Raw genomic sequence first — 14,736 nt, forward strand, 5'->3', positions numbered from 1 at the left:
AGCGCCTTGAGGTGCGCTATTACTAAGCAGCTCCAAAGGCATGGCTATCCCAGCCCGTCCTGATAAGCCTTGAACAAGGTTTCAGCATCCAGCAGTACGGCAGTGACGCCTTCGTCGAGTTGCCAAAGAGCGCTGACATACGGGCGCAGCGCACTTGAAAGCGTATCCGGTGGCGGTTGAAGCAGGCTGGTAGGCACATCGCATACATCATCTAGCTGTTCAATACGCACGCCGCTGCAAATGCCTGCTGCCGATACCAGTAAGATCATTCCTGGCTGGGTGCCGCTGGGTAAGGGTAAACCCAGCAAAACGTTGAGTTGAATGACCGACTCAATATGTCCGCGTAGATGCAGCACGCCTTCTGTCGTAGTGGGTAAGCCAGGAACAAAATACACGGGTTGATCATGGCTAATAATTTCTTTAACCACACCGCCAGGGAGCGCAAATCGTTGACCGGCTACTCTAAATAGCACCAGCTGTTGGCTAGGTTCTTCTACATCGACAATAGATACGTTTTCATCATGCTCGGCAAGCGCCTGCTCAAGCGTGAGGCTGCCGGGCTCATTCGCAGGCGGAGGCGTCATGATCTAACTCCTGGCTGGTCGTTACCTGGTTGCGTCCTTGACGTTTTGCGCGGTAAAGCGCTTGGTCGGCGGCTAAGCGCAGTGACTGGGTAGAGGGATGGGCGGGGAAGTCACTGATCCCAACGCTAAAGGTACAGCGAAAGCTCACTTCGCCAGCATAAAAATCCACTTGTCCAAAGTCATTGCGCAAGTTGTCCATTAATTTAACCGCTTGCTCGGTGCTTACGTCCTTTAGCAAAACGACGAATTCTTCGCCTCCATACCGGCCAATAATATCAGATAGCCGAAAGCGTGTTTTCAGTAGCCTTGCCAAGGTGATAATGACTTGATCACCGGCTAGATGACCATAGGTATCGTTCACTTCTTTAAAATGATCGATATCGATCATTGCCATGGCGTGTTGGCGGCCATTGCGGTGCGCCTGGATTAACGCTTTATTGATTAAATCAGTCGTCGTGCTGTGATTGTAAAGGCCGGTCATACTATCTTGGGTCATGAGCGAGCGTAGCAGGCGCAGGCGCTCAGCGCGCAAGTGGACCGCTGAAACGAGCTCGGCGGGTATGACAGGCTTGGTAATAAATGCCTCAACCCCCGCCGTCATCGCCGACATTTGCTTCTGGCTATCGGTTTCGCTGGAAAGATAAATAATCGGTAGGCCAACATGTTCGGGCTGCTGGCGAATAATGGTCGCCAGCTCTTCGCCCGAGCAAACCGGCATATACACATCCACCAGCATTAAATCGGGGCAAAAACGCTCAAGTGCACTGAGCGCATCGTTAGGATGATATACCTGCTGGACCACCATGCCAGCTTCTTCAAGCAGCAGCGCATGGTATTCGGCCGCCTCGCTCTCATCATCGACAATTAAAATGCGTAGCGGCTCTTCACTTATGGGGGAGGTGAGCTCATCAATTGCGAGCATCAAATCAAGAGGCTTGACCGGCTTGGTGAAATACCCGTCACACCCGGCACGCACCGCACTTAGGCGTGAATGGAAATCGCCGTGGCCGGATAGAACGATTGATGGTAACTGCTCCCCGGTCAGCTTATTTAAACTGGTTAACGTCTCGGTACCCGCCGTTTGGCCATGGGGAAACTGCACATCCATAATGACGGCATCGGGGCGGCGGGTCAGCACGGCATTAAAAAATGATTCGGTAGTGGCAAAGTGAACGACTTCATGGCCGAAGCAGCGCAAATGGTGCATCAGCGAATTAATATGCTCAGGTTCATCGTCACATAAATAAATAAGCCGTTGGCGTTTGCTGCGCTTCTGTTCAGGCTGGTGTGGGAATTCAACGCTATTGAGACCTGCCATAGCGGCTTGCTGACCCTGGTGGGTTTGCAGGTACACCAGCTCGTCTTTTAACTGGTTAAGAAGATTAACGATACGCGTATCAATGTCGGCCCTTTGAGGGTCAGTGGTCAGTGCTTCTTCTGCCTGCTCAGCAAACAGCGCAATACGCTCAAAGCCTAATGACCGTCCGGTTCCCTTAAGGCTATGGAAAAAGCGATGAAGATCAGGCGCAAGGCGTGACTCTGCCTCGCTTGATTTAAGGCTTAACTGCCACTGTTCAGTGGTTTTCTCCAATCGCGCAGGAAGTTGGTTGATAAAACGCTGGCGCAGTTGGTTAAGCTTTTCATGCAGCGAAAGGGCCGGTGGTGACATCAGGCTACCTGAGCAGTTGGGCGAACATCATAAGCATATCAAATGTTATCGACTAATGGCTGAATGCATGATTAATGGCTTGGGCTAACGTGCTATCGAGATTGTCATCTTTTTGTAAGCAGGCGGTTAAATGAGGATTATCCAGGGCGCGGGGTGGTGGCGCATCTCCGGTCAGTAAAATAAACGGTAGCGTGACTTCCTGCTCGCGCAGCATCTCTAAAAGGGCGAGTCCATCAATCAGCGGCATATGCATATCGCTGACGATAAGCTCGATATCAGGCGTACTGTCCAGTTGGCTAACCGCTTCCATGGCGTCGGGGGTTATCACTACTTCATGGCCTAACGCTTCAAGGTATGCTGCCGTAATTTCACCCGCCAATGGGTCGTCGTCTACGACCAGAATATGCATGTAATGCCTCATTTAAATGAAAGATAATACGCTAACCGAGTAAGGCTTTAAGCGTATCTACCAAGTTATTTTGGTCAAAGCTGCCTTTGACAATATATGCGTCAGCACCCACTTCGATACCGCGCCGACGGTCGGCTTCTTTTTCCCGCGACGTGATAATAATAATTGGCTTATGAGAATAAAGCTCGCTTTCACGCAGTCGGGCGGTAAGCGCAAAGCCATCCATGATGGGCATTTCAATATCGGTCAGTACGGCATCAAAGGGTTCCGCGAGCGCTTTGGACAGGCCGTCTCTGCCGTTTTCAGCCAGCGTTACCTGATAACCCCAGGCCTCTAACACGTCTTTTTCAATTTCGCGGGTATTCAATGAGTCATCCACCACTAAAATGCGGTGTGCCTGTGGCGAAGGCGTTGTTTCATAGGCAGTGCGCTGTGTGGAACGTCGACTGCGTTCAATGAGAGCGGGTACATGCAATAGGCTGATCAGCTCGTTACGCCCTTGGGAGACCATGCCAGAAACCAGGGGTAAATGGCGTAAATGTAACGGTAACGGTTTAATTACCATATCACGTTCGTCAACTAGCGCATCGACCATCAAGGCGAGCTTTTGATGACGTTGGTGAACTACAAGTAACAGCACTTCCGGCACTTGCGCTTGGGGCGTGGGAAGCTCGAGCAGGTCGGCCAGGGCAATGACTGGCACAAACTCATTGCGTAGGATCAGCGTGGTTTGCCCCGCAGCATCAATAAACGTCTCGGGCGAGCGTTTAACGAGTTCTGCTACAAAAGGCGCGGTGACGCCTAGGGTAAGGCCTCCAACGCTGATTAATAAAACGCGCATCATGGCAAGCGATAGCGGTAGACGCAGGGTGAAACGAGCGCCGTCCCCCGGTTCACTGCTTAACTGAATATCCCCGCTTAGCTCATCCACCACGGTGCGTTTAACCACATCCATGCCTACACCACGGCCCGAGAAATCGGTAATCATGGCTTTCGTTGAGAAGCCAGGCAGAAAGATCAAATCCAACGTTTCCTGCTCGCTAAGTGCCGCTAACGCTTCTTCGCTGATCAGTTGCTTGGTAAGCGCTTTTTGGCGTACCGCTTCTAAACAGATGCCCGCGCCGTCATCATGCATTTCAACGATCACCCAGCCACCATCCTGCCAGGCTTCCAGCGTCAGCTGGCCACGCGCCGGTTTGCCCTTTGCCTGACGCTCGTGGGGAGACTCAATGCCATGGTCGAGTGCGTTACGCAGCAGGTGAATGAGCGGATCTGACAGGCGATCAATCATCTGCCTATCAAGCTCAATTTCACTACCTCGTACCCGGCAGTCAACGTGTTTGCCCAATGAATGGGCAAGCTCTCTGGCCATTTGCGATAGTGGGTCAAACACAACGTTAAGGGGCAGCATTCGCATCTGCAGTGCGCGATCGTGGAGGTCACTCATCAAGGTGTCGTGGGCTAAAACGCTATCTTTTAGCTCGCGGTTAAACGCGTTAAACGGAGCCTGTTTATCCGCCGGTAATGTAGCGCTTAATTCACTCGCCTGGACCACTAGGCTGTGTAGGTGATGGTGCCCAGAAAGTACTTCGCCCATCAAGCGAATCACATCGTCCAGGCGGTCAAGACGCACGCGAACGGTATCGCTTAGGCGTAAATCAGCCGTGGCATTGGAACTCGCCCGTGTCGTTGAGCGGGCGGGCGCTTCCGTCAGTGGCGCTGAAATCTCTAGAGGTGGCTCAACCTCTTCAGATGCCCCCTCAGGCAGAGGCTGACGGTTACTGGCTGCCTGTTCAAGCGCCTGACAGAGCGCTGCATCGGCTTCAGGCAGCGATTCGGGCGCAGCTCCTTGAGTTAACTGATTGATCATGTCCGCCAGGCCGTCAGTCGCTTGGTTAAGCAGGCTGATGACCTGGGCATTGGTGGTTTGGGTGCCATCGCGCAGCGCACTAAGCAGCTCTTCCGTACTATGCGCAAGTGCTGTGATCGGAAAAAGCTTAAGCATCCGTGAGGAGCCTTTAAGCGTATGCGCGGAGCGAAACAGCTCGTTAATCAACTCCTGGTCGGCCTGGCCCTGTTCTAACGCATTAATTCCCTTGCGTAGACGGGGCAGGTGATCTGCGGCTTCTTCTATAAACCGTTGTATAAATCGCCGGATATCCAGTGCCATTAGCCCACTCCCTGTGTGGCAAGCATTGTGTTTAGGTAGCGCTTTGCTAAAAAATACGCATCGCCTGGAGGAAGAGGTGACGCGATGGTCTGTAGGCTACCGTTTGCAGTGGGCGTTTCATTGAGTAATCGGACAACCGTGCTATAGCCCTGCTGGCGCTGAATAGGGTCATCGGTTAGTTCGCCCTGACGAAAAAGCTCGGCTTTATAAAAATGCGCTGGCCAGCAGTCAGGGGCGACATAGATAGCCCGTTTGAAAAACGTGTAAGCCTCCTCAAACGCGTTTCGCCACCGCGCCACAAGCCCAGCCAGAAGCAGTGTGTCCACAGACCAGGGGTGTTGGGCCAACAGCTCTTCAAGTAGGTCGGCGGCTTCCTGAAAAGCATTTTGATTAAGCAGTTGGTGGGCACGTTGGAGCTGGTTACTAAAAGACGCATCTGAAGGCGACGGCACTTCTTCAAAAGCCGCAGGACTATTTGTAACAACAGTAATAGCCGGTGCTGTGTGGGTAAGTATTTGCCGTTCAGGCTCAACCCGAGACTCAATCTGAGGCTCAACACTGGACGGGAGAGCAGAAATTTTGAAAGGCTGAAAATAGAAAAGGCCTTGAGTCTGAACCAGTTCTAATACGCCTAAGTCGTTACCCAGCGTTTCCGTAACACCGCACAGCAGAATGCCTTCAGGGGCAAGCCGCTGATGTAAATGTTGTTGGATACGTCGCCGCGTTGGCTCATCGAAATAGATAGAAACGTTACGAAAAAGAATAACGTCAAAAGGGCCATGCGCATTAACGCTTTCAGGCTGTAGTAGATTAAAAGGGTGGAACGTTACCCAGGAGCGTAATGACTCGCAGATCTTATAATGGTTTTGATGATGACTGAAATAGCGTTGCTTGAGCGCCGGATGCAGTGCGCGAAACGCCAAGCCGCTATAGATACCCTGGCGCGCCTTGGCCAGCACTTGCTGGTCTACATCGCCTCCCGATAGGGTGAATAGCTGGGTGGCACGTTCGCCGTAGCGCTCAAATAGCGCCATTGCCAAGCTATAAGGCTCCTCGCCCGATGAACACCCTGCACTTAGAATAGCAAGCGGCGCGCCTTTCTCGGCCAAACGTTGGGGCAAGTAGGTGTCAACCAGCCAGTTAAGGGCCTTGGGCTCGCGGAAGAAGTACGTTTCGTTAATCGTCAGGTGGCTAATAAACGTATCAAACAGGGCGTCATCCAGCTCAAGCTTGGCGATCATTAAAGCTGCATCGCTTAGCCCCGTTATACTGGAGAGTATTTCAATGGCTTTGCTTAGCCGGGCTTCTGCGACACCTTCCAGCTGTAACCCACAACGCTTTAACACTAGCGCTTTAAACAGGGGCAGCGTGTTCATAACGGTGCTTGCCATAGAGGCTCGTTGCCGCGCACTTCACAAAGCAAGCGGTCAGGCAGATCTTCAAGAGCCAATATATGTTGAATGACGCCTGCGTTAACCGCTTCCTGATTCATGCCATAAATCACCGAGCTAGCTTCATCCTGAGCAAGCGTTTGACCGCCCGCCAGCTGAATTGAGCGCATGCCGCTTACCCCATCGCGTCCCATGCCCGTTAGAATTAGGCCTATCGCATCTGCTCCATATACGTTGGCAACGCTCGTCAGCAGTATGTCGCCGCAGGGATGATAAAGCGCATTGGCCGGGCTTTCCTGAAGCTGAAAGCGGTGTTGTGAGGTAACGCAGAGATCGCTTTCTGATGGCGATAAGTACACCCTTCCAGGCAGCAGGCGCTCGCCGTGCCGGCCAACACTGACCGGCATGGCGCATAGTGTTGCTAGCCACCGCGCCATGCCTTCAATAAACCCGTGGCTGATATGCTGGGCGATCACGATCGGGGCGGGAAACGTGGCTGGCAAGCGGTTAAGCAGACGCGCCAGGGCTTGAGGACCGCCCGTTGAGCAAGCAATCGCGATAATCCGTCGAAAACCTCGGGACGCAGTTGCATTGACGGCCGTCGTGGCAGTCCGCACCGGGGGTGGTGGGGTGGTATAGCGGCGGCGCAGCCGAGTAATTACTGCCACGCCTGATAATAGCCGCACCCGCGCCAGCAGCCATTCAGCATCGTCACTTTCCAGCATGGGCTTGGGCATGACCTCAAGCGCGCCCACCTCAAGCGCTTGATAAGCCGTTTGGGCATCCGCGCGATCGCTGACCACCAAAATTGGCACTCCTTTGGTGTGCATGATCTCTTCGATAGCGCTCATGCCGTCCATATCGGGCATGTTGAGATCCATGGTAATCAGCTGTGGTGATAAGCGTCGGGCAAGCTCGACGGCTTCAAGGCCGTTGCTTGCTTCGCCGACAATTTCAATATCGCCATCACGAGTGAGAATCGCGCGCAACACATCGCGAGCCACGCGGCTATCATCTGCAATCACAACCCGAATGGCTCTCATCGTGGCGTCCTCATGAGCGGCGTGAATTATCTGCTCCTTGTTGTGCCAGAGTAAACTCTTGTACCAACGAGTTGAGTTCCGCTGACATTTGAATCATCTCTTGGCTGATCTCAGTAATACTGCGTACCGATTGAGCACTGCGGGAACTGGCCATATCAATATCGCGCAGCGCAATGACTACCTGATTACTGGCGGTTTTTTGCTGCTGCGTGGACAGCGATATCTGCTGAGCCGCGCTGCTGGTCTGGCTTGCTGCCTTGAGCAGGGCATCTAGATCCTGCGCGGTACTCATGCTGACTTCAACGCCTTCTTCAATAGAAGAGGCGCCTTTCTCAGAGGCCACCACCAAACGGTTGATGGCGCTCTGGATATCGTCAGTGTGGCTCTCGATCTCCTGGGTGGAGTCCGTCACGCTATCTGCTAAGCGGCGAATTTCACTTGCCACGACCGAGAACCGGCGGCCTGACTCACCGGCACTTGACGCTTCAAGTGCTGCGTTAAACGCAATTAGCTTGGTTTGGGCCGCCAGTGTATTGATCAGCTCCATCACCTTGTTGATCTGTTTAGATTTGGCGCCTAACGCGACAATTTCCGCCAGGCTATGCTCGCTGTCACTACGTATATTCTGCATTTTTACCTGCAGCAGCTGCATGGCCGTGCTGCCTTTACGGCTACGCTCAAGGGTGTGATTGGCAACGTCTACCACCGACTGGGAATGATCGGCAATTTGGGTCGACGATGTGGAAAGCTCTTCCATGGTCGAGGTGATCTCGGCAACCGATGAGGCCATTTCTTCAACGGCGGCGGCCATGGTCTGATTGGCTTCATGGGTAATGTCGCCGCCATGAACGCCTGACAATCCGGCCGTTTGAGCCAGTTGGTCAGCTACTCGCGTCAGCGCATGAGCATTATTGGAAACGGCCAGAATCGCCCGTGATAAACGCTCTAACAGCGCATTGGTTTGGTTGGCCAAATCACCAAGCTCCGCTCGGTCGTCCGTTTCAACACGCCGGGAAAGATCCAGGCTATGAGTAATTTGCTTTAACTGACGCTGAAAGTGAATAAGCGGTCGAATGAGCCTGCCGGTGAGCGGGTAGAGGATCACTAGGCCGATCAACAGGATTAATAACCCAATCCCTGTTGAAGCTAAAAAGCGCTCACGGGAGGCTGTTAAGTACTCTGACTTGGAGACTTCCACCTTTAAGTAGCGCTGTAGCTGCGGCAGCCACACCGTACTCATCAAATAGACATGGTTGTCGCGTTCAATCTCGTACACCGTTGAGGTATTGCCCTGTTGTGCCAGTTGCTCAGGCGTTTGGCTACGCAGCGCCTCAATATCGGTTTCATCGCTACGCACCAGCAGTTCGCCTTCAGCGTTTAGCAGGGCAGCACGGCCCGTTTTTCCCAGACGGAAGTTTTCAATCAGAAGAGCAAGGCGTGACAAATCAAGACCTGCGCCCGCTACCAGCAGCGGGCGGCCATTGACGGCGTTTTGAGTGCTACGGAAGTTCAAAAAGACAAAGGCCTCCTCTGTCGAGAACGTGTCATTGTCTAAATTCAGCTCAAAAAGTTCCCCGTTGTCAGTGAACTGATAATACCAATCGTCGGCGCCTCCAGTAGGCTCAAGGGTACGCTGTAAAAACTCGCCATCACGATACTGAAAGTAGTAGCCACGGCCCTGGTATTGCGCGGCAATAAACAGAAGTTCGGTACCCAACTGGTCCATCATGCGCGATAGATAGATTTCTACTTCAGCCTGACGCTCTTCTGGAAAACCGTCACGCGTCCACTGCTCGATAAAGTAGCTATTGGCCAGATTCTCGGAAAGCGCCAGCGCAGGGCTTAAATTTAGGCTGAGGTGGGCTGCAAGGCTTTCTGCCTGAGCCGGCAATTCTTCGTTGATAAGTGCATCAAGGCGCGCCTGACCATAAGAGCGAGCCTGCAGGTAAAGGGCAACCAGCATTGCCAACGCTAGTACTGTCCCAAAAGAGATAAAAAGCCTTAGCCGCAGAGGCAAAGATTTCCAACGCGCCGTCATTATCAAAATTGCTCCCAGTTGGCCGATGCCCGTCAGGGCTAAGTAGGCCTAATAGTACCGCGGATGAGCGGTGTAAGGGGTAGAGGGTGGGATATTGTAGTAATGATTTCAGCGATTTTTATGAATATTGTCTAGTTTTTGTATTAACGCTTTTTAACCTGAGAGGTTATATTTTTTATACAAGCTTTTGCATAATTTTTTTAAAAAAGTAATGTCTTAATATTAATTAAGTATAGGTGGCCTTAATTAATGGAAAGCTGAATTAACTTAAGTTATTGAAAATAATTGTAAATATTTTTTAGATTTCTTGAGGTGTATTGCTGGTTTTTTTGACAAAAATAGTACAAAAACGTATTCTGCGCGCCAATGGAAATGATAATTCTTGCTAAGGAAGCAGCATGTTGTCACTCACTTCTAGCACATTATTTAGCGTGCTGCGCGATATTGCCTCGCGTCACTGCCCGGCACATACGGATATGTTGCCTTCAGCGGGTACGCCCGAGCGCAGCGGACTGGTTAATGCCGTTCAGCACTTTTTCGATTTATCCGATGGTGAACTACTTACCGATGCGTCCATCACCCTGGAGGAATGGGCCAATGCGTTAAGTGAAACCGCATGTATTAATCGCCTCAATTTATTTGATACCGTTGCAGGCGGCGCCTTTAGCCATAAGTTACAGCACCAGTATGTTCATGAGGCGGAATCACTGACTCAGGAAGTGAAAGCGCTCCAGGCATTATTGGATGCCGAGCCGCGCGCGAACCGCACGCTGGTCAGCTGGCTGCCGCTGCAAACCGTTTTCGGCTTTATGCTGGGCGCACTTTTACCTCAGGAAGCCGGTTTTAAAACACGCTCGCTATTTGATCATGCCGATGCGCTGTGGGACCTGAATGCGGGCGATATCGTGGTGACGAGCAGTGACCGCTGGCGTCAACTGGCGCAGCGCCTGCCATCGTTACCCGCCAACATTACCGCCGTAACGACCGCCCCCTTGGATAAGGAAACGCACCAGACGCTGGTTTCTCAAGGCGTTGCACAAATCGTTGAGCTCTACGGTCAGCCTGAAACAGGCATGCTGGCTATGCGTATCTCTCAGGCCGCACCTTTTGAACTCTTGGCGCATTGGCACCCCACAGAAAGTGACGATGTCCTGCTGCAATTAACCCAGCAGGGCGTGCCCAAAGAGACAGTGCTTTCGGTACCACTTTGCTGGGTGGGCGCACGGCATTTTTCAATGGCGCATAAACATGACGCGGCGCGGCTAGCGCCTATTAGGCAGCTATTTGAACGCCCTGGACAATTTACTCCCCAGGGCGCCGACGCGGCGTAGGTTTTCCTTTAGGGTATCAATAGCGCGTCATACGATGGCGTGGGGCACAAAGCAGGATGAATCCTTGGTAATCCGCCCTACGTCTTCCCGCACGCCGATACCACAGGCCCTGTCACCTACCACCCAACTGCCGATTAAGGCGTGATGATTACCAAAGCGTGGCATAGGGTGGTAGGCCTGACGAATCCAGGGGCTGTCAATATACGGGCCGTCTACCGCTTCGCGCTGGCCCTCCGGTGTTAACAGCTCAATATTGCTGCCTTCGCGCGAAAAGAACGGCTTGCGCACCCAGCCAGGTGGCAGCGGTGCGGCGTTCTTCTCTTCAAAGTAGGCGGGCAAAAGATTGGGATGGCCTTTAAAGTGCTCCCAAAGCAGCGGCAGAATACCTTTGTTGGAGAGAATGGCTTTCCACGGTGGCTCGAACCAGTGGGTTGCCAATTGCGGTATTTTCTCGCCAAAGGCATCATCGGCAAGCTCCTCCCAGGGGTAGAGCTTGAACAGCGCCTGAATAGGCTGGTTATCCAGATCGACAAAAAAGTCGTTGCCGCTCTGGTAACCAATATCTTCCATGAACACAAACGGCGCCGTAACGCCCGCCTGTACGGCGACATCCTGCAGGTAGTGGACGGTTGCCCGTTCCTCAATATTGTCCTTGATGCATGAGAAGTGAAGCGTTCGGTCTTCAAGGCGGTCGCCAATATGCGCCATCGCATTGATCAATCGCTCCTGAATGGAGTTATATTGATCCGCACGGCGCGGGATGATGCCCTGTTGAATCGCTTGCTCAAGCCACACCCACTGAAAGAACCCCGCTTCGTAAAGCGAGGTGGGCGTATCGTAGTTGAGCTCGAGCAGCTTGGCGTGGCCTTGGCCTGAATAGGCAAAATCCATCCGTCCATAAAGGTGCGGCTGACCGGATACCCACGAGTCATGGATGGTATCCCACATGAACTCCGGCAGGGCCAGGCGTTGCATCAGCGCGTTGGAGTGGCAAACCCTGTCCACAAGCTCCATGCACATTTCATGAAGCTCTTCGGTAGGCGCTTCGATATCCCGTTCTACCTGTTCAAGCGTAAACTGATAGTAAGCGCTTTCCTTCCAATAAGGCTCGCCGTCAATGGTATGAAAATGAAACCCCAGCTCATGAGCCAGGGTTTTCCAGTTGGGGCGTTCTGCCACGTCGATTCTAAGCATGTGAATATCCGCTGCGGGTCACGAACCCCAACCCCCGCGGGCAGAGGAACGTGAGCCGAAGCCGCTGCGCTGTGTGGCTGACTGACGGTTCTGCATGGCAGAGGTACGCATGGTCTGCTGGCGCTGACTGACACGCTGGCTAGCCTGATTGTTGGCGGTATTCCAATTGCCCTGATTCTGGCGGTTGCGATACACCGGCTCCTGATAGACACCACGGCTGGTGGCGCCACTGCTTGAGCGCGACATCATATTGCCGACCATATAGCCCATCATCGCCGGCATAAACCAGCTGCCGCCGCTGCTGCCGGTCGCCGCCTGGGCCTGCTCTTCGCTGGGCGCGACGCAAGCACCTTCGCCATGCTCTGCTTCACAGGCTTCAAGCGTATTGAAGCGTGGCACTTCCTTGATCGACGCTTCGTAGGCTTCTTCGCAGGCGCTCTGGGTATACACATCGGCGGCTACGCACTCATCCACGCTCTGGTAGCTGCGTGGGCTATCGAAGCTGACATCGGTGGTCTGTTCCGGCTGGCCACAGGCGGTAAGACCGAAGGCACTAGCTCCCATCATCGCCAATGACAGGCGGGCACTGCGTTTGCGACGAGGAAGGTGCGGTGTCTGATCGTGATTTGCCATCTGTAAACTCCTTACCACGTCATCGAGGCTGCGTTGATCAGGCCTACCGCAATCGATACGCTGCCGACCAGAACGCCGTATGCCATATGGCCTTCGGTAATGTGCAGTGAAAGACTTTCCCCCTGATTTTTCAGCACCATTTTCAGCCCGAAGAAGGTGGCTAACTGAACGCCGAACGCGATGATGCCCCACAGGATGAAATCGATGAAGCTAACGGAGTTCGCCATGGCGCTGTAAAGCGGCAGGGTGAAGCCTAGAATCGAGCCCGCATAAGCGGTAGCGGCCGCGGCGTTACCTTCACGAATCAGTGTCCATTCGTGGTGAGGCGTAATCCGGCTATAGCAGTACATGAACGCCACGAGAAGCACCAGCGCGCCAATCAGATAGCCCAAGAAGTGGGGGAGGCCTTGTAAATACAGCATGTGTAGGATCTTCCTTGGTTAAGAATAAACAGTGTAGATGGCTGGCGCCGTTTAAATAGCATCAATGTCCACGGAGGTAACATCAACCCCCAGATTCTGCACCAGCATGAAGCCGCCTTCGCCGTCATTTTCAGCATTCAGCAGCACGTATTCCATGCGCTCAGAGCCTTCAATCTGGCGCTCGTAAAGCATGGCATGATGGGTAACGCTACGCGTCATGACGCTTTCCGTGGTCATTACCTGCTCTTCAAGCAGCACAGGCGGCGACCATAGGCTCGCTTCATCGCCCCATACACGCTGATACTGACATTCACGCCCGCTTGTGTCAGTTGCTTCAACGGTGATGGACTGCGCGCCAAGTTCGCCCGCTTTCTTGTCATCTGCGTTGATCAGCGCATCAAACTCGACGTCCGAAAGATGGGTGACGCGATAAAAATCAAATAGCTTGTACTCGACCACCTGCTGGTTTTCGACATTGGCCTGCAGCCACGTATCGTTATCCAGATAAAAGCGCACCAGGTGAGCGCCCTGGCCCAGATCTACATGGCCAACGGCCGCCACATGGTGGTAGGGCTCGCTGGACCAGCCAAACAGGGTGTCCGGAAACGCGCTAAGCTCGGCAAGTGCAATCTTGACGCGGCCATCAAGGCGTAGCCCTTCGAAATCTTCAGACGTCATGCCCAGCGGCAGGCCCGCATTGAAGGTCGCTTTACTCTCGGCTTGAGCGGTATCATCAGAGGCGCCAAACAGGCTTTTCAAGGTTTTGAACATCAGGTAACTCTCCCCAGAGCAGACTGAAACAGAGCGACAAGATCATCTTCGCTCAGGCGTTGATCGCCCATATAGTAGAGGGTATCACCTGCCGTCACCGCGAAGTCGGCAGGCGGATTCAATAGTTGGCGTTCATCGCTTGCCGGGCGCCAGACGCCTAGCAGCGTCACGTTGTTGTCCGCTTTCGCCTTTGCCATCAAATCGCCGTAACGCACGCTCTGCTCGCTGGGCAGGGTGGTGGGTAAACAGGCCTGAAACTGAGTAGCTCCCTGGCCGATGGCCAGCAGCTCATTGACCACCCGGCTGATCCCCGCGTCAGTTGCCGAGCGCACCAGCATTTCGATAGAGAGCCCTTGGGTACACTCGATACCCGGTAGCGTGCGGCGCAACATGCTGGCAGTCGAAGGGTTGTCGCAGTGCGCTACCATATGGCAACCCGGCGATTTCTGGTCGTACACCGAAAGCGCGATAGTTGCCACGCGCTCATCGACCTTGTCGTAGATAATGATGCGGCTGGCGCCCTTGATACCTGCCCGATTAAGCAGTTCGGCGTCGGAGAAGCTTTCGCCCTTGACGAACTTGATACTGCCGGGCAGCGGGTTATCGATATCGGCGGCCACGCACAGCACGATATCGTCCGGCAGGTTAGGATCCGCCTGAAGGATACGAATGATATTGGCTGTTGGCTCACCGTGCCAACCGATCACGAGCGTATGGCCGGTAAGGCCGTCATAGTTCGCATTACCCTGCACCAGCGTTCTCCAGGTTGAGCTAATGTTGGCCGTTGCCTTGCCGATAAACGCAGCAAACAAGATGATGCCGCCGGGAATTACCCACAGTGTGGCTGCCCACTGGCCAATTGGTGTTTGAGGGCTGAAATCACCATAGCCCACGGTAGTCGTGGTGGTGACATAAAAGTACATCCACAGCCGAAAGGAGCTTGCCACTACTTCATCGGCAACGGCCATGGCAGCCCAGGAAAGCGCCGAATGCCCGATAACCATCAAAAACAGAAAGGTCCAACTGACGCTGATGGTGGATGCTTGAAGCGCCTTTAGAAGACGTACAAAAATAGGCACTG

General features: G+C 53.4%; 13 protein-coding genes. 1 reads left to right on the top strand and 12 read right to left on the bottom strand.

Annotated features, from left to right (window positions below; translation table 11 throughout):
- Positions 1 to 44: 44 nt before the first annotated feature.
- Genes INT33_RS07335 through INT33_RS07365 form a run of 7 tightly spaced genes read right to left on the bottom strand, consistent with a single transcriptional unit; the run spans position 45 to position 9,304 of the window.
- On the bottom strand, positions 45 to 584 hold the full coding sequence (locus INT33_RS07335) for a chemotaxis protein CheW (protein ID WP_192536566.1): 540 nt from the start codon (positions 582 to 584) through the stop codon (positions 45 to 47).
- Positions 562 to 2,253, bottom strand: a complete 1,692-nt coding sequence (locus INT33_RS07340) for a diguanylate cyclase (RefSeq protein ID WP_192536565.1) — start codon at positions 2,251 to 2,253, stop codon at positions 562 to 564. Before INT33_RS07340 ends, INT33_RS07335 begins: the two co-directional genes overlap by 23 nt.
- A gap of 52 nt (positions 2,254 to 2,305) precedes the next feature.
- A complete protein-coding gene (locus tag INT33_RS07345) occupies positions 2,306 to 2,662 on the bottom strand; it encodes a response regulator (protein WP_192536564.1) in 357 nt (118 codons plus the stop codon).
- 31 nt (positions 2,663 to 2,693) lie between these two features.
- On the bottom strand, positions 2,694 to 4,832 hold the full coding sequence (locus INT33_RS07350) for a hybrid sensor histidine kinase/response regulator (protein WP_192536563.1): 2,139 nt from the start codon (positions 4,830 to 4,832) through the stop codon (positions 2,694 to 2,696).
- On the bottom strand, positions 4,832 to 6,208 hold the full coding sequence (locus INT33_RS07355) for a CheR family methyltransferase (RefSeq protein ID WP_192536714.1): 1,377 nt from the start codon (positions 6,206 to 6,208) through the stop codon (positions 4,832 to 4,834). Before INT33_RS07355 ends, INT33_RS07350 begins: the two co-directional genes overlap by 1 nt.
- A complete protein-coding gene (gene cheB / locus INT33_RS07360; protein WP_192536562.1) occupies positions 6,205 to 7,266 on the bottom strand; it encodes a chemotaxis-specific protein-glutamate methyltransferase CheB in 1,062 nt (353 codons plus the stop codon). Before cheB ends, INT33_RS07355 begins: the two co-directional genes overlap by 4 nt.
- Before the next feature lie 10 nt (positions 7,267 to 7,276).
- Positions 7,277 to 9,304 carry a methyl-accepting chemotaxis protein gene (locus tag INT33_RS07365; protein WP_193091515.1) on the bottom strand — a complete coding sequence of 676 codons (2,028 nt, stop codon included), beginning with the start codon at positions 9,302 to 9,304 and terminating at the stop codon, positions 7,277 to 7,279.
- 398 nt (positions 9,305 to 9,702) lie between these two features.
- Here INT33_RS07365 and INT33_RS07370 point away from each other — a divergent pair, with 398 nt between their 5' ends.
- Positions 9,703 to 10,635 (top strand): hypothetical protein, encoded by a 933-nt coding sequence (locus INT33_RS07370; RefSeq protein ID WP_192538119.1) that lies wholly within the window; start codon positions 9,703 to 9,705, stop codon positions 10,633 to 10,635.
- A 27-nt stretch (positions 10,636 to 10,662) separates the two neighbouring features.
- Here the strand turns inward: INT33_RS07370 and INT33_RS07375 are convergent, their stop codons facing one another.
- The 5 genes from INT33_RS07375 to INT33_RS07395 are packed head-to-tail and all read right to left on the bottom strand — an operon-like array spanning position 10,663 to position 14,734.
- Positions 10,663 to 11,829 carry a glutathionylspermidine synthase family protein gene (locus INT33_RS07375; RefSeq protein ID WP_192538120.1) on the bottom strand — a complete coding sequence of 389 codons (1,167 nt, stop codon included), beginning with the start codon at positions 11,827 to 11,829 and terminating at the stop codon, positions 10,663 to 10,665.
- Positions 11,830 to 11,847: 18 nt separating this feature from the next.
- The gene (locus INT33_RS07380; protein ID WP_192538121.1) at positions 11,848 to 12,462 is read right to left on the bottom strand and encodes a DUF1190 domain-containing protein; all 615 of its coding nucleotides are present in this window, start codon (positions 12,460 to 12,462) and stop codon (positions 11,848 to 11,850) included.
- 11 nt (positions 12,463 to 12,473) lie between these two features.
- Positions 12,474 to 12,884 (bottom strand): DUF350 domain-containing protein, encoded by a 411-nt coding sequence (locus INT33_RS07385; protein WP_018917098.1) that lies wholly within the window; start codon positions 12,882 to 12,884, stop codon positions 12,474 to 12,476.
- Between the two features lie 51 nt (positions 12,885 to 12,935).
- Positions 12,936 to 13,655: a DUF2491 family protein gene (locus INT33_RS07390; protein ID WP_192538122.1), complete on the bottom strand. Its 720-nt coding sequence runs from the start codon at positions 13,653 to 13,655 to the stop codon at positions 12,936 to 12,938.
- Entirely contained in the window at positions 13,655 to 14,734 is a 1,080-nt protein-coding gene (locus INT33_RS07395; protein WP_192538123.1) for an ion channel, read from the bottom strand. Before INT33_RS07395 ends, INT33_RS07390 begins: the two co-directional genes overlap by 1 nt.
- Positions 14,735 to 14,736: the final 2 nt, after the last annotated feature.

The sequence above is a fragment of the Halomonas colorata genome (assembly GCF_014897985.1).
Classification (GTDB): Bacteria; Pseudomonadota; Gammaproteobacteria; order Pseudomonadales; family Halomonadaceae; genus Vreelandella; species Vreelandella colorata.